The sequence below is a fragment of the Methylobacillus sp. MM3 genome, from assembly GCF_001645185.1.
Classification (GTDB): Bacteria; Pseudomonadota; Gammaproteobacteria; order Burkholderiales; family Methylophilaceae; genus MM2.
In genome coordinates this window covers 292,654-307,909 of record NZ_LXTQ01000001.1, presented here as the reverse complement: position 1 = coordinate 307,909, position 15,256 = coordinate 292,654, and the positions used below count along the sequence as shown (strand labels likewise).

The 15,256-nt window shown below is 55.8% G+C and carries 16 protein-coding genes; 15 read left to right on the top strand and 1 reads right to left on the bottom strand.

Annotation, left to right across the window (positions count from 1 at the left end):
- The first annotated feature begins 110 nt into the window (after positions 1 to 110).
- The 15 genes from rpsB (at position 111) to rnhB (ending at position 14,169) form a co-directional block, all read left to right on the top strand.
- Positions 111 to 854 carry a 30S ribosomal protein S2 gene (gene rpsB, locus A7976_RS01455; protein ID WP_067106055.1) on the top strand — a complete coding sequence of 248 codons (744 nt, stop codon included), beginning with the start codon at positions 111 to 113 and terminating at the stop codon, positions 852 to 854.
- A gap of 104 nt (positions 855 to 958) precedes the next feature.
- On the top strand, positions 959 to 1,840 hold the full coding sequence (tsf, locus tag A7976_RS01450) for a translation elongation factor Ts (protein WP_067106053.1): 882 nt from the start codon (positions 959 to 961) through the stop codon (positions 1,838 to 1,840).
- A 7-nt stretch (positions 1,841 to 1,847) separates the two neighbouring features.
- Positions 1,848 to 2,564 (top strand): UMP kinase, encoded by a 717-nt coding sequence (gene pyrH, locus A7976_RS01445; RefSeq protein ID WP_067106051.1) that lies wholly within the window; start codon positions 1,848 to 1,850, stop codon positions 2,562 to 2,564.
- Between the two features lie 17 nt (positions 2,565 to 2,581).
- Positions 2,582 to 3,139 (top strand): ribosome recycling factor, encoded by a 558-nt coding sequence (frr, locus tag A7976_RS01440; RefSeq protein WP_067106049.1) that lies wholly within the window; start codon positions 2,582 to 2,584, stop codon positions 3,137 to 3,139.
- 73 nt (positions 3,140 to 3,212) lie between these two features.
- Positions 3,213 to 3,968 (top strand): isoprenyl transferase, encoded by a 756-nt coding sequence (locus A7976_RS01435; protein ID WP_067106047.1) that lies wholly within the window; start codon positions 3,213 to 3,215, stop codon positions 3,966 to 3,968.
- Positions 3,961 to 4,779 carry a phosphatidate cytidylyltransferase gene (locus tag A7976_RS01430; RefSeq protein WP_067106045.1) on the top strand — a complete coding sequence of 273 codons (819 nt, stop codon included), beginning with the start codon at positions 3,961 to 3,963 and terminating at the stop codon, positions 4,777 to 4,779. The genes A7976_RS01435 and A7976_RS01430 overlap by 8 nt, the downstream gene beginning before the upstream one ends.
- Entirely contained in the window at positions 4,776 to 5,963 is a 1,188-nt protein-coding gene (gene ispC, locus A7976_RS01425; protein ID WP_067106042.1) for a 1-deoxy-D-xylulose-5-phosphate reductoisomerase, read from the top strand. The genes A7976_RS01430 and ispC overlap by 4 nt, the downstream gene beginning before the upstream one ends.
- Positions 5,963 to 7,318, top strand: coding sequence for an RIP metalloprotease RseP (gene rseP, locus A7976_RS01420; protein WP_067106040.1), 1,356 nt, complete (start codon positions 5,963 to 5,965; stop codon positions 7,316 to 7,318). The genes ispC and rseP overlap by 1 nt, the downstream gene beginning before the upstream one ends.
- Positions 7,319 to 7,327: 9 nt before the next feature.
- A complete protein-coding gene (bamA, locus tag A7976_RS01415) occupies positions 7,328 to 9,652 on the top strand; it encodes an outer membrane protein assembly factor BamA (protein ID WP_067106038.1) in 2,325 nt (774 codons plus the stop codon).
- A 39-nt stretch (positions 9,653 to 9,691) separates the two neighbouring features.
- Complete coding sequence (locus A7976_RS01410; RefSeq protein ID WP_240483784.1) at positions 9,692 to 10,186, top strand: OmpH family outer membrane protein; 495 nt, start codon at positions 9,692 to 9,694, stop codon at positions 10,184 to 10,186.
- An 11-nt stretch (positions 10,187 to 10,197) separates the two neighbouring features.
- A complete protein-coding gene (lpxD, locus tag A7976_RS01405) occupies positions 10,198 to 11,238 on the top strand; it encodes a UDP-3-O-(3-hydroxymyristoyl)glucosamine N-acyltransferase (RefSeq protein ID WP_067106034.1) in 1,041 nt (346 codons plus the stop codon).
- A complete protein-coding gene (gene fabZ / locus A7976_RS01400; protein WP_067106033.1) occupies positions 11,235 to 11,681 on the top strand; it encodes a 3-hydroxyacyl-ACP dehydratase FabZ in 447 nt (148 codons plus the stop codon). The genes lpxD and fabZ overlap by 4 nt, the downstream gene beginning before the upstream one ends.
- Positions 11,678 to 12,448 (top strand): acyl-ACP--UDP-N-acetylglucosamine O-acyltransferase, encoded by a 771-nt coding sequence (gene lpxA, locus A7976_RS01395; protein WP_067106031.1) that lies wholly within the window; start codon positions 11,678 to 11,680, stop codon positions 12,446 to 12,448. The genes fabZ and lpxA overlap by 4 nt, the downstream gene beginning before the upstream one ends.
- A gap of 6 nt (positions 12,449 to 12,454) precedes the next feature.
- Entirely contained in the window at positions 12,455 to 13,594 is a 1,140-nt protein-coding gene (lpxB, locus tag A7976_RS01390; RefSeq protein WP_067106029.1) for a lipid-A-disaccharide synthase, read from the top strand.
- Positions 13,591 to 14,169, top strand: coding sequence for a ribonuclease HII (rnhB, locus tag A7976_RS01385; protein ID WP_067106027.1), 579 nt, complete (start codon positions 13,591 to 13,593; stop codon positions 14,167 to 14,169). Before lpxB ends, rnhB begins: the two co-directional genes overlap by 4 nt.
- Here the strand turns inward: rnhB and motB are convergent.
- Complete coding sequence (gene motB / locus A7976_RS01380) at positions 14,166 to 15,242, bottom strand: flagellar motor protein MotB (protein WP_067106025.1); 1,077 nt, start codon at positions 15,240 to 15,242, stop codon at positions 14,166 to 14,168. The two genes, rnhB and motB, sit on opposite strands and share 4 nt — an antisense overlap.
- Positions 15,243 to 15,256: the final 14 nt, after the last annotated feature.

Below are 15,256 nucleotides of genomic sequence, written 5' to 3'. Positions count from 1 at the left end.
CGCCGCCCGTTTAATTTGAACGGGAAATTCCCACACACGCTCACGTATAGGGTGCCCATATCGGGTTTCTGGGGGCGTGTGGAGGCTTAACCTTATACAGGAGAGTAAAAATGTCCGTGACCATGCGTCAAATGCTGGAAGCTGGTGTGCACTTCGGCCACCAGACCCGTTACTGGAACCCTCGTATGGCGCCGTTTATTTTCGGCGACCGTAACAAGATCCATATCGTCAACCTCGAAAAAACCCTGCCGATGTTCGAAGACGCGCTCAAGTACGTGCGTCAGCTGGCCGCTAACAAGGGCCGCATCCTGTTCGTCGGCACCAAGCGCCAGGCGCGCGACATCGTCAAGGAAGAAGCTGCTCGCGCCGGTTGCGCATACGTCAACCATCGCTGGCTAGGCGGCATGCTGACCAACTTCAAGACAGTCAAGCAATCCATCAAGCGCCTGTCCGACTATCAGGCCATGATGGAAGACGGCAGCTTCGAACGCCTCGGCAAGAAGGAAATCCTCGGCTACAAGCGCGAAATCGAAAAGCTCGAACGCTCCATCGGCGGCATCAAGGAAATGGGCGGCCTGCCCGATGCCATCTTCATCATCGACGTCGGCCATGAGTCCGGTGCCGTGACCGAAGCCGGCAAGCTCGGCATTCCGGTGATCGGCATTGTCGATACCAACAATTCTCCGGAAGGCGTGGCTTACGTCATCCCCGGTAACGACGACTCCAGCCGTGCAATCCGCCTGTATGCCCGCGGCATTGCCGATGCAGTGCTGGAAGGCCGCAGCCAGTCCTTGAACGAAATCGTCAAGGCGGGTGTTGAAGAAGAATTCGTCGAAGAGCCGGCAGCAGAGTAAACCCTGAAAAAGGGGCGTTAAGCCCCTTTTTTGTACCCGCGAGTTGCGGGACTTTTTAGATTTTCCCGGGTGACCGGGGATCCGAATTTTGTAAGGAGAAGATTATGGCGGAAATTACCGCAGGCATGGTGAAAGAGCTGCGCGAGCGCACCGATGCTCCCATGATGGATTGCAAGAAAGCACTGACCGAAGCCGAAGGCGACATGACCCGCGCGGAAGAAATCCTGCGCGTGCGTTTCGGCAACAAGGCCAGCAAGGCCGCCGGTCGTGTTGCCGCAGAAGGCACCGTCGGCATCTATATCAGCGCCGACGGCAAGCTGGGTTCCATGGTTGAAGTCAATTGCGAAACCGATTTCGTTGCCAAGAACGACGACTTCCTGGCGCTGACCCGCAACCTGGCTGATCTGGTCGCCAACAATAATCCCGCTGACGTCGAAGCGCTGTCCGCGCTGAAGATCGGTGACGCGACTGCTGACGAAGTGCGTGCGCAGCTGGTCGGCAAGATCGGCGAAAACATGACCGTGCGCCGTTTCGTGCGCGTTCCGGCGCAAGGCAAGCTGTCCAGCTACGTGCACGGCGGCAAGATCGGCGTACTGGTGGACCTGGTGGGCGGTGATGAAGTGCTGGCCAAGGATATCGCGATGCACATCGCCGCAGCCAAGCCGAAATCGCTGGATGCATCCGGCGTTGATGCCGCGCTGATCGAGTCCGAGCGCCGCGTAGCAATCGAGAAGGCCAAGGAAGCCGGCAAGCCGGAAACGATGCTGGAAAAGATCGCCGAAGGTACCGTGCAGAAGTTCCTGAAGGACGTGACCCTGCTGAACCAGGTGTTCGTCAAAGCCGAAGATGGCAAGCAAACCATCGAGCAATTGCTGAAATCCAAGGGAGCCAGCGTTGCAGGCTTCACGATGTACGTCGTAGGCGAAGGCATCGAGAAGAAAGTAACGGATTTCGCTGCCGAAGTAGCTGCTGCTGCCAAGGTATAATCCGCGCATGACGACCCCCGCCTTCAAACGCATTCTGCTCAAGCTGTCTGGCGAAGCCCTGATGGGCGACGACAGCTATGGTATCAACCGCGCCACCATCGAGCGCATCGTTGCCGAAATCAAGGAAGTGGTCGATCTCGGCGTCGAAGTCGGGGTGGTGATTGGCGGGGGCAATATTTTTCGTGGCGTTGCGCCGGCAGCTGCCGGCATGGATCGCGCCACGGCCGATTACATGGGCATGATGGCTACCGTCATGAATGCATTGGCGTTGCAAGACGCGATGCGTCAGATCGGTCTGGTGAGCCGGGTTCAATCCGCGCTGACCATCGAGCAGGTGGCCGAACCTTATATTCGCGGCAAGGCTATCCGCTATCTGGAAGAAGGCCGCGTGGTCATTTTCGGTGCAGGTACCGGCAATCCATTCTTTACCACCGACACTGCCGCCGCGCTGCGCGGCATGGAAATGAATGCCGACATCGTATTGAAGGCAACCAAGGTGGACGGTGTCTATACCGATGATCCAAAAACACATCCGGATGCGATGCGTTACAAGACATTGACGTTCGACGAAGCCATTATCAAGAATCTCAAGGTGATGGATGCTACCGCGCTGACATTGTGCCGCGACCAGAAGCTGCCGATTTGCGTGTTCAGCATCTTCAAGCAGGGCGCGCTGAAGCGTGTGGTGATGGGCGAAGATGAAGGCACGCATGTGCTACCCTAGTTTTTGAGGAGACCGACATGCTGAATGACATCAAGAAAACCGCAGAACAAAAGATGCAACGCGCTCTTGAAGTGCTGAAGGGCGATCTTGGCAAGGTACGCACCGGCCGCGCTCACACGGGTTTGCTCGATCACGTGATGGTCGAGTATTACGGCAGCATGGTGCCTATCGGACAGGTGGGCAGCGTTGGGCTCGCGGATGCCCGCACGATTACCGTGCAGGTGTGGGAAAAGCCGATGCTGGCCAAGATTGAAAAAGCCATTCGCGATTCCGACCTCGGCCTCAATCCGTCCAACAGTGGCGACATGATACGCGTGCCCATGCCCGCACTGACCGAAGAGCGCCGGCGCGATCTGATCAAGGTGGTGCGTGGCGAAGGCGAAGATGCCAAGGTTTCGGTGCGCAATGTGCGCCGCGATGCCAACGACCAGCTCAAGAAGCTGCTCAAGGACAAGGAAATCAGCGAGGATGATGAGCGCCGCGCACAGGATGAAATCCAGAAGCTGACCGACAAATATGTCGCAGAAGTGGACAAGGCACTTCAGGCCAAAGAAGCGGATCTGATGGCAATCTAGGTCAGACTCGGGTGAATCTGCTTGATTTTCCCTTGTCTGACTGCACTACAATTATTCTGTTGAAAGGGTAGCCTTGGCTCTCTTCGCCAGTTCCACACAAGATATTCCCGAGTCGCCCGAGGTACCGCGCCATATCGCCATCATCATGGACGGTAACGGGCGTTGGGCCAAGAAACGCTTTCTCCCTCGCGTCATGGGCCACAAGCGCGGTGTCGAAACGGTGCGGGATGTGGTCAAGCAATGCGTCAATCTTGGGGTTGAATACCTGACCCTGTTTGCCTTCAGTAGCGAGAATTGGCGCAGGCCGCCCGATGAAGTCAAGTTCCTGATGGGGCTTTTCATGGAGGCCCTCAAGCGCGAAGTCGTTAAATTGCACCAGAATCACATCCGACTGGTGTTGATAGGCGATCGCTCACGTTTCGATCCGCAATTGCTCAAGGAAATTCACGAGGCTGAAAAACTTACCCAGCACAATACGCGTCTGACCTTGACCATTGCCGCCAATTACGGCGGACGCTGGGATATTCATCAAGCTGTCCAGCGCATGATTCACGCCAGGCCAGAACTGGTGAATGGCTTTTCGGAAAGCGATTTGGCGGATTACCTTTCCATGCATTACGCTCCCGAACCGGATTTGTTCATACGCACCGGCGGAGAAAAACGCATCAGCAATTTCCTGTTATGGCAATTGGCGTATACCGAGCTCTATTTCACGGATACGCTCTGGCCCGACTTCGACGAGCACGCATTCAGCCACTCATTGCAATCCTATCGTCAGCGCGAACGCCGTTTCGGTCGCACCAGCGAACAGGTAGCCAGCAATGCTTAAGCAGCGAATCGGAACGGCTCTGGTGCTGTTCGTGCTTTTCCTGGCTGCCTTGTTCTATCTGTCCGATTTTCAATGGTCGCTGCTGATGCTGGCGGTCATCTGCATGGGGGCGTGGGAATGGGCTGTGCTGATTCGCCTGAAACCTGCCGCCACCCGTACTTTTATCGGCATAACGATCATGCTTGGCGCGTTTCTGCTGTGGAAATATACCAATTTCGGCATGCTCGGCGATGGGCAGCTGGATTTATGGCTGGTCGGCATCCTGACACTCTTCTGGGTGGTGATGGTGCCTGGCTGGCTGGTCGTTCGCCATCAGATAAAAAGCCAGATATTCATGGCTGTTGTCGGATTGCTCGTGTTGCTGCCTACCTGGATTGCGCTGGATGGCTTGCGGCGTGTGAGTCCTTTATTGCTGCTTGCTGTGATGATGACGGTTTGGGTTGCAGATACCGCGGCATATTTCGCCGGAAAAAAATTCGGCCGGCGCAAGCTTGCCCCGGCCATTAGTCCCGGAAAAACATGGGAAGGCGTGGCGGGTGCATTGCTGGGCGTTGCGCTTTATGGCGTGGGATTGAGCGCGGCTTTCGATTTGAGTTATTGGCTGGTTGCGGGCCTGTTGATGCTGACAATACTGAGCATCGTTGGCGACTTGTTCGAATCCTTGCTGAAGCGTCAGGCCGGCCTCAAGGATAGCGGAAACCTGCTGCCGGGCCATGGCGGCGTGCTTGACCGGATTGACGGTTTGACTTCCACGCTGCCTTTGGCGCTCTTCTATTTTCCCGTTTATCACGCCATACTGAGCCAGGCATGACCAAGATACAGAACATCACCATTCTCGGCTCGACCGGCACCATTGGTGTCAACACACTGGATGTGATCGCGCGCCACCCCCAGCGTTTTCGCGCTTATGCCCTGACGGCGAATTCGCGTATCGAACCATTGTTGGAGCAATGCCGACAATTCAATCCCGTTTATGCGGTTGTCCTGAATGCCGATGCCGCGGAAACCCTGCGGGGACAGTTGCGGAGGGAAGGCCTGGCGACTGAGGTTTTATGCGGTCCGGATGCCCTTGAGCTTGTTTCCTCCTTGCCCGAAGTCGATGCCGTGATGGCGGCGATAGTCGGGGCAGCCGGCTTGCGTCCGGCGCTTGCCGCAGCGCGTGCCGGCAAGAGGGTGCTGCTGGCAAACAAGGAAACGCTGGTGATGTCCGGCCGGCTATTCATGGATGCCGTGCGAACCGGCGGCGCAACCTTGCTTCCGATCGACAGCGAGCACAACGCGATTTTCCAGGTCATGCCCGCGAATGCACCCGATGGGCTGGAGGCCGCAGGCGTCAGCAAGATCTTACTGACCGCTTCCGGCGGACCTTTCCGCAAGGCGACGATGGATGAGCTGTCGCAAGTCACTCCGGCGCAGGCACTGAATCACCCGAACTGGGTGATGGGGCCCAAGATTACCATCGACTCGGCCACACTGATGAATAAAGGCCTGGAGGTCATCGAGGCGCACTGGCTGTTTGCGGCGACGCCTTCGAAAATCGAAGTGGTGATTCATCCGCAAAGTGTGATTCATTCCATGGTGGAATACATGGACGGCTCCGTGCTCGCCCAGCTTGGCAATCCGGATATGCGTACTCCCATCGCCTATGCGCTCGGATATCCGGAACGTATTTCCAGTGGGGTAGGGGCACTGGACCTTTTCAAGATCGCCAGGTTGGATTTCGAGGCGCCGGATACTGTCCGATTCCCTTGCTTGCGGCTGGCGTTCGAAGCGCTGCAACGCGGCGATACGGCACCGGCTATCCTGAATGCGGCCAACGAAGTCGCCGTTCAAGCGTTTTTGGCTGACAAGATCGCTTTCATGGATATTCCCCGTCTGATCGAGGATACGCTTTGTTCGGTATCCGTGGGCGAGGTGCTGCAACTGGAAGATCTGATTGCCGTTGATCAAGAGGCGCGTCAGGTTGCAATGTCCTGGATCGAGGCCTGCGTCTGATGCTGACGCTATTTGCATTCCTGTTTACGCTGGGTGTGCTGATCACCATACATGAGTACGGTCATTATCTGGTCGCCAGGCTTTGCGGCGTCAAGGTTCTGCAATTTTCCATCGGGTTCGGCCGCGCGCTCTATAAAAGATCGTTCGGGCGGGATGGCACTGAATTCATTCTGGCTGCGTTTCCCCTGGGCGGCTATGTGCGCATGCTGGATGAACGCGAAGCTCCTGTGGCAGAAGAGGATCTGCCGCGTGCGTTCAATCGTCAACCGGTCTGGAGGCGAATGGCTATCGTCGTGGCCGGGCCGCTGGCGAATCTTCTATTGGCGGTTGCGCTGTACTGGATACTCTTCATGAGCGGAGTAACGGGGCTGAAACCGATTGTCGGCGATGTTCCCGCAGGCAGTGCGGCGGCGCATGCGAGCATGAAACCCGGCGAAGTCGTGCGCAAGATCGGCGACGATCCGGTTGGATCCTGGCAGGATGTGCGTTGGCTGATACTGCAGCAGTCGATGAAATCATCAAGCGTTGAAATCGAAGCTACCAGCGGCACCAGCGAAACCCATCTCCATCGTCTCGATCTTTCCGGCCTTGCACACGATGATCCCGAGCGCGACGTTCTCGATCAATTGGGGCTGACGCCATATCAGCCGGCAATGCCTGCGCGAGTGGGGGAGATTATCGAAGACGGAGCCGCACAACGGGGCGGGCTCCAGGTTGGTGATCAAATTGTTTCGGTGAATGGTGCTCCAATTTTCGATTGGGAATCCTTTGTCAGCATGGTGCGTGAGAATCCGGGCCGTGCGTTGAGTCTGAAAGCGAAGCGTGCCAACCAGGAAGTCATGCTGTCAGTTACGCCCGATGCGGTCAAGGAAGGCGGCAGGACGATCGGCCGTATTGGCGCGGCTTATCGCATGGAGCAGCACGAGCTCGACCAACTGCTGGTCGAAATCCGCTATGCTCCTTTGCCGGCATTGTCGCAAGCCATCGGCAAAACATGGGATACCTCCATATTCAGCCTCAAGATGTTGGGCAATATGCTGACCGGCGCGATTTCATGGAAAGGTGTCAGCGGCCCGGTCACTATTGCGAGTTATGCAGGGCAGAGTGCCCAGGTCGGATGGAAAGCATTTCTGACCTTTCTGGCGTTGGTCAGCATCAGCCTGGGAGTGCTGAATTTGCTTCCCATTCCGGTTTTGGACGGCGGGCATTTAATGTATTATATGGTCGAATTTCTGAAGGGTAGCCCCGTTTCAGAACGTGCCATGGAAATCGGGCAGAAAATAGGATTTGCGCTGCTGGGATTACTGATGGCATGCGCCTTATATAACGATATCAACCGACTCATCACAGGCTGAACCCAAATAATGAAGCTCAAGCTCCGGCATATCCCGTTACTGGTTCTCGGGTTGTACGCAACATCCTCTTCCGCAATGGAACCATTTGTAGTCAAGGATATCCGGGTTGAAGGCATCCAGCGTACCGAAGCCGGTACGGTATTCAACTATCTGCCGGTGAAAGTCGGTGAAACCATAGATGATCAGCGTGCTGCGCAAGCCATCAAGGCTTTGTATGGCACGGGGTTCTTTAAGGATGTGCGGCTGGAGCAGGAAGGCGGTGTGCTGGTTGTGACAGTGCAGGAGCGCCCGGCCATTGCCCAGATCGAGTTCACCGGCAACAAGGCTTTTCCCAGCGACAAGATGAAAGAGGGCCTGAAACAGATCGGCTTGTCGGAGGGCATGATTTTCGACCGCTCCATGCTGGACAAGGCAGAGCAGGAAATTAAACGCCAATACCTGAGCCAGGGTAAATACGGCGCGACAGTCAAGGCCGTGGTGAATCCGCTGGAACGAAACCGCGTTGCGGTGCGCTTCGATATCGAAGAAGGTGCGGTTTCCAAGATTCGTTCCATCAACATCGTTGGGAATCAGGTATTTGAGGACAGCGACCTGCTGGAACAATTCACGCTGACCACGCCCAATTGGATGAGCTGGTGGACCAAGGACGACCAATACTCCAAGCAGCGCCTGACGGCCGATCTGGAGGCCTTGCGTTCTTTTTATATGAACCAGGGTTACCTTGAGTTCAATGTCGAGTCGACACAGGTCTCCATTACGCCGGATAAACGCGATATCTATATTACGGTCAACATCAGCGAAGGTGAGAAATACACCGTTACCGATGTCAAGATGGCAGGCGAAATGCTGGTGCCTGAGGACGAGCTGCGGACGTTGATCACTCTGCAGCCTGGCGAGATTTTCAATCGCGAGAAGCTGACTTCATCCAGCAAGGCCATTGGCGATCGTCTGGGAAATGACGGTTACGCATTTGCCAACGTCAATGCCGTCCCCGAAGTGGATAAGGAAAAGCATACGGTTGCCTTTACCTTCTTTGTCGATCCGGGTCGTCGCGTCTATGTGCGTCGCATCAACCTCACGGGCAATACCCGTACCCGCGACGAAGTGTTGCGCCGCGAAATGCGTCAGCTGGAATCCGGCTGGTATGCCGCCGACAAGATCAATCGCTCCAAGCAACGCCTGGAACGCCTGAATTATTTTGAAGAAGTGAATATCGAAACGCCTGCCGTTCCCGGTACGGCCGACCAAGTAGACGTCAATCTCGACGTGACGGAAAAATCCACCGGTAGCGTGATGTTCGGTGCGGGTTTATCCAGTTCCGAAGGTGTGGTGTTCGGCGTGACCGTGAACCAGGCCAACTTCCTCGGTACCGGTAATCGGGTCAGTGCGCAGGTGAACACCGGCAAGGTGAATACGACATACTCGCTTTCCTATACCGACCCTTATTTCACTCCCGATGGTGTGAGTCGCGGGTTTGATCTTTATCGCAAGGACGTAGACTCCAGTTCGCTGGATGTCGGTAGCTACAGCACGGCATCTTACGGTGCGGGTGTCCGCTTTGGTATTCCGTTGAACGAGCGTGATACGTTCAGCATGGGCCTGACGCTCGACTACACCAGTATCGATCTTGAATCGGACAGCCCGGATCGTTACAAGGATTATTGCGACAGTACATCGGGATGCGACAATACTACACTTCGTCTCGATTCCGGCTGGACGCACGACACACGCGATAATATTCTCTTCCCGAATAAAGGCGTTCTGCAAAAGCTGTCTGGAGAAGTCGGATTGCCAGGGCTGGACCAGGAGTACTACAAGATCAACTACCAACACACCTGGTACAAGGATGTCACGAAAAATGTGACGCTGATGCTGAATGGCGAATTAGGTTATGGTGCCAGCTATGGCAGCCAGGATTTTCCGTTCTTCAAGAGTTTTTATGCCGGCGGCGTGAACTCGGTGCGCGGTTATGAAACCAGTGCAATTGGCCCGCGCGACATCGATTCCTCTACAGGCGACGATTTCGCCGTCGGTGGTACCAAGCGGGTTGTTGCCAATGCGGAGCTGTTTTTCCCGGTTCCGTTTATCAAGGACTCCAAGCAGTTCCGTTTGAGCGCGTTTCTCGATGCGGGCTCGGTCTGGGGGCAGAGCGGCGGCACCAATATTGAGGGAAATTGCGATGGCGCAAGCGATTGTCTTCGCTACTCCACCGGCGTCGGCGTAAGCTGGTATTCCCCGTTCGGTCCGATCAAGCTGGTATTGGCCAAGCCATTGAACGAGCAGGAAGGCGACAAGACAGAAGTGCTGCAATTCCAGTTGGGCTCGCAGTTTTAACGAAACAGGATGAAAGTCAGGAGAAGTCAATTGAATAAAATGATGAAATTCTTATTGGTTGCCAGTTTGTCGCTATCTGCAGTTGCAGTGTCGGCAGCCGAGTTGAAAGTGGGTTACGTGCAAGTGGACAAGATTTTGCAGGAAGCACCGCAGACCTCCGAAAGCGGAAAGAAGCTGGAGCGCGAGTTCAGTCCGCGCACGCAGGAGCTTGAGCGCATGCAAAAGCAGATTCGCGACCAGGAGGCATCTCTGGACAAGGACGGTCTCACCATGTCCGAAACCGAACGCCGTAACAAGGAGCGTGATGTTGCGAACAACAAGCTCGAATTCCAGCGCAAGCAACGCGAACTCCGTGAAGACATCAACCTGCGCAAGAACGAAGAGCTTTCCGTATTGCAGGATCGCATCAACAAGGCGGTTACCTCGGTAGCTGAAGCCGAAGGGTACGATCTTGTGGTTTATAGCGGCGTCGCGTTTGCCAGCAAGAAGGTCGATATTACCGACAAGGTCCTCAAGTCGCTCGGCAAGAAGTAATTCTTTTTAACATGCGTGTCAGCTATTCCCTGCGGGAAATCGCGGCGCAGCTGGGTGGAGAGGTATTGGGCGACGGCGAGGTAACCGTCTCTCGCATGGCTTCGCTGGCGAGTGCAAAAGCGGGCGATCTCAGCTTTCTTTCCGATTCCAAGTATCGCTCCCTGCTTGCTACAACCGGGGCATCGGCGATTATCGTCGGCAACGAGGCACGCGATGCTACCTCCTTGCCGCGTATCGTTACCGAAAATCCATACGCCTATTTTGCCCGCGTTTCATCCCTGCTTAACCCGGTCATGGCTGCGGAGCGTGGCGTACATGCGACTGCGGTGATCGACCCTACGGCAAGCGTTCCCGAATCGGTTTCGATTGCTGCACATTGTTATGTCGGCCGCCATGCGCGCATCGGCGAAAACGTGGTGATCGGCCCCGGCTCGGTCATTGGCGATTATGTGCACATAGGGGATAACTCCTGCCTGCATGCCAACGTGACCATTTATGCCGGATGCGAACTGGGGAAAAACTGCGTATTGAGCTCGGGCGTGGTCATCGGTGCCGATGGTTTCGGATATGCCGAGGCGGACGGAAAATGGGTAAAAATCCCCCAGGTCGGACGTGTGATAATTGCCGATGATGTCGAGATCGGCGTCAATACGGCCATCGACCGCGGGGCTTTGGATGACACCGTCATCGAAGAGGGTGTCAAGCTGGATAACCTGATCCAGATCGGCCACAATTGCCGCATTGGCGCGCATAGCGTGATTGCCGGTTGCGTGGGCATTGCCGGTAGCGCCCGCATTGGTCGCCACTGCCGTATCGGTGGGGCGGCAATGATCCTGGGACATCTTGAAATTGCCGACGGGGTGACCATTTCGCCCGGCAGCATGATTACGCGTTCGCTTGCCAAGGCGGATACTTATACTGCGCTCATGCCTTTTCAGTCGCACGATAAATGGCTGAAAACGGCGGCGCACCTGCGCCATCTGGACGATATGTGGACGCGTCTCGCTCAGATGGAAAATGAACTTGAGGCCTTAAAGAAGGAAAAGAAATGAGCAGCATGGAAATCCACGAGATACTCGAACATCTGCCTCACCGTTACCCGTTCCTGCTGCTGGATCGTGTGGTTTCGCTTGAGCTGGAAAAAGAAATTGTCGCGATCAAGAACGTGACCATAAACGAGCCGTTTTTCCCGGGGCATTTCCCTTATCATCCCGTCATGCCGGGAGTCCTGATCGTCGAAGCCATGGCCCAGGCGGCAGCGGTGCTGTCGTTCAAGACCATGGGCCGCAAGCCTTCCGACGACTCGGTGTATTATTTTGCCGGCATCGACAATGTGCGCTTCAAGAAGCCTGTTTCTCCCGGCGATCAGCTGATCCTCAAGGTCAAGATCGACCGCATCATGCGCGGTATCTGGAAATATTCCGGACAGGCGCTGGTCAACGATGAAGTCGTGGCCGAGGCAGAGTTGCTTTGCACGCTAAAGGTCATCAAGTGATTCATTCCACCGCAATTATCGACCCCAAGGCCGAGATTGCCCCCGATGTGGAAATCGGCGCTTATTCGGTCATTGGCGCAGATGTGCGCATCGGCAGCGGCACGCGCATCGGTAACCACGTAGTGATTCAGGGACCGACCACAATCGGGCGCGATAACCGTATTTTTCATTTCTGTTCGCTGGGCGAGGAGCCACAGGACAAGAAATACGCAGGCGAGCCGACGACGCTCGAGATCGGCGACGGCAACACCATCCGCGAGTACTGCACGTTCAATCGCGGGACGATACAGGATGCCGGGGCGACACGCCTCGGCAACAATAATTGGGTGATGGCTTATGTCCATATCGCTCACGACTGCCAGATCGGCAACAATACGATTTTCGCGAACAATTCGTCATTGGCTGGCCATGTGATTGTGCATGATTACGCCATCCTGGGCGGTTTTACGCTTATTCATCAGTTCTGCAAGATCGGCTCGCATGTCATTACCGCCGTGGGCTCGGTCATCTTCAAGGATGTTCCGCCTTATGTCACCGCTGCAGGTTACGATGCCAAGCCGCACGGCATCAATTCCGAAGGCCTGAAGCGGCGCGGCTTTACTCCAGAAGCAATGCTGCAGCTCAAGCGAGCTTACAAGACGCTGTACAAGTCCGGTTTTACCCTCGAAGAAGCCAAGGCGCAGCTTGCCGAACAGCTTAAGGAATGCCCTGAAATCGGTATCCTGCTGGAGTTTCTCGATACCTCTACTCGCGGCATTGTCCGTTAACCTCTCATGGCAGTCATTGGAATCGTGGCCGGCGAAGCATCCGGCGATCTGCTCGGCAGTCACCTGATTCGAGCGCTTAAAAAACAGCGCCCGGATATCGAGTTTGTTGGCATAGCCGGACCGAAGATGCAGGCCGAAGGCGCGGTTGCATTGTTTCCCATGGAAAGGCTGGCAGTACGAGGCTATTTCGAGGTGCTGAAGCATCTGGTCGGGCTGCTGCGTATTCGTCGCCAACTACTGGCCCACTTCAAGAAGAATCCGCCGGACCTGTTCATCGGTATCGATGCTCCGGATTTCAATCTTGGGCTGGAACGCCAATTAAAAATGCTGGGTATTCAGACGGTGCATTACGTCAGCCCCTCTATCTGGGCCTGGCGCAAGGGCCGCATGGGCAAGATCAAACGCGCGGCATCGCGGATTCTGGCGCTGTTCCCATTCGAAGTGCCTTTATACGAAAAAGCGGGTGTGCCCGTTACCTATGTCGGCCACCCGCTGGCGGACGTACTTCCGCTGGAACCTGACCAGGCTGCTGCGCAGCAAGAACTCAAATTGCCCAGGGATAGGCTGGTAATCGCTTTGCTGCCAGGAAGCAGGCAGAGCGAGCTGGAATACATGGCCGATCTTTTCGTGCGAACGGCATTGCGCATCCACAAGCAAATGCCAAACGCACATTTCCTGGTTCCCGTGGTTTCAAAAGAGACGCGCTGGAAATTCCAGGCAGCCATTTCCAGGCATGAAGCCGATGTCTTGCCGATTTCGATCTTGTTCGGCCATTCTCACTTGGCGATGGAGGCGGCGGATGCGGTGATCGTGGCTTCTGGCACCGCAACGCTGGAGGCTGCGTTGCTGAAGCGCCCCATGGTGATTACCTATCGCATGTCGCCGTTGAGCTGGCAGATATTGCGGCACATGAACTATCTGCCGTATGTCGGCTTGCCCAACATACTTGCCGAAAAATCAGTGGTGCCGGAATTGCTGCAAAACGATGCGACTCCGGAAAAACTGACGGAGGTTGTGCTTAAGCTCGTCAGCGACAAGGCCAAGCGCGAAGAAATCCATAGCGAATTCCTGAAAATACATCATACCCTGCGCCAGAATACCGAAGAGAAAGCGGCGCAGGCGATCCTGGGCATGCTGCGCCGATGAAACAACAGCTTCTTCATATCTGTGGCGTGGATGAAGCGGGCAGGGGGCCGCTGGCGGGGCCTGTGTACGCGGCAGCGGTCATTCTCGATCCGGCGAAGCCCATTGATGGGATCGCCGACTCGAAAACGCTTACCGAGAAGAAGCGCGATGTGCTGGCGGCAGCCATCAAATTGAATGCGATCGCATGGTGTGTTGCCTTTGCCACGGTAGAGGAAATCGACAGGATCAATATCCTGCAAGCCACCTTGCTGGCAATGAAACGAGCGGTTGAAGGCTTGTCCCATGCACCGCATCAGGTGCTGGTCGATGGTTTGCAGTGTCCCAGCATTGCTTATCCGGCAACTGCGGTGGTCAATGGCGATAGCACCGTTTTATCCATCGGGGCTGCATCCATACTTGCCAAGACGGCGCGGGATGCGGAAATGTGCCGCCTCGATCTGGAACACCCTCAATACGGATTTTCCCGTCACAAAGGCTATTCCACTGCCGAACATCTTGCATTGCTTGAACTGCACGGCGTATCGCCGGTGCATCGCAAAAGTTACGCGCCGGTCAAACGATTGTTGACGGATTAGCGTCTGGCTGCTGCCTCAGCCGCTGCGGAGGCAGCTGATGCGGCGGCTGTAGCGGAGGACGAGGGCGCGGGTTTATTGCCGGGTTGAATCGGCTGAATATTGGGGCGGATATCGGATACGCCAGCGGGAGCGGCAGCCGGTGTCTGTGCAACAGGTTCCGGTTTTGCCGCTTCCGACAGCTTCTGAGCCTCGATTGTGGTCTGGTCGAGCTTTCCTTCGTCGTGCAGGATAGCGTCCTCGGTTTCCTTGTTGAGTACGATGATGCTGATGCGGCGATTGATCGGATTCAGCGGATTCGCCTTGTCGAACAATACCGCCGAGGAAAGGCCGACCACACGCGCGACTTTTTCCTCACTCATGCCGCCGCTGTTCAATGCACGGCGAGACGCGTTGGCCCGGTCGGCCGAGAGTTCCCAGTTACTGTAGAACTGCGATGAGCCGCCGTAAGGTGTGGCGTCAGTATGGCCGGAAAGGCTGATGCGGTTCGGTACATGATTGATAACCTGGCCGATTTCGCGCAGGATTTGCGCGGCATAGGGCTGTAGAGTCGAACTGCCGCTGGAGAACATCGGACGGTTTTCCTTGTCGACGATCTGGATGCGCAGCCCTTCCTTGGTGAGCTCCAGCAGCAGTTGCTCCTTGAAAGGCTTGAGCGCTTCGCTGGCGTCGATCGCCTCTTCCAGCTCTTTCTTCAACTGGATCAAACGCTCCTTGTCGGTTTGCGTGATTTGTCCGACTTCCGGTTTTGTCTCTTCCGTTTTTCCCGCCTTGTCTTCGGGATTGGATCCGCGCTTGGTATCGCCTTCGGAGTAGGTCACATCCTTGCCGCCACCGATCTTGATCATGCTGGTGCTGGCGCCACCCGGGCCCGAGATGGGACTGGGGTTCTGGAAATAATCGGAAATTGCCTGCTTTTCTTCCTTGGTAGTACTGCCCAGCAGCCACATCAGCAGGAAGAACGCCATCATCGCGGTCACGAAGTCGGCGTAAGCGATCTTCCACGCACCGCCATGATGGCCGTGGCCGCCTTTCTTGATTTTTTTAACGATAATCGGCTTGGTGTCTTCAGCCATGGCGGCGGCAACTT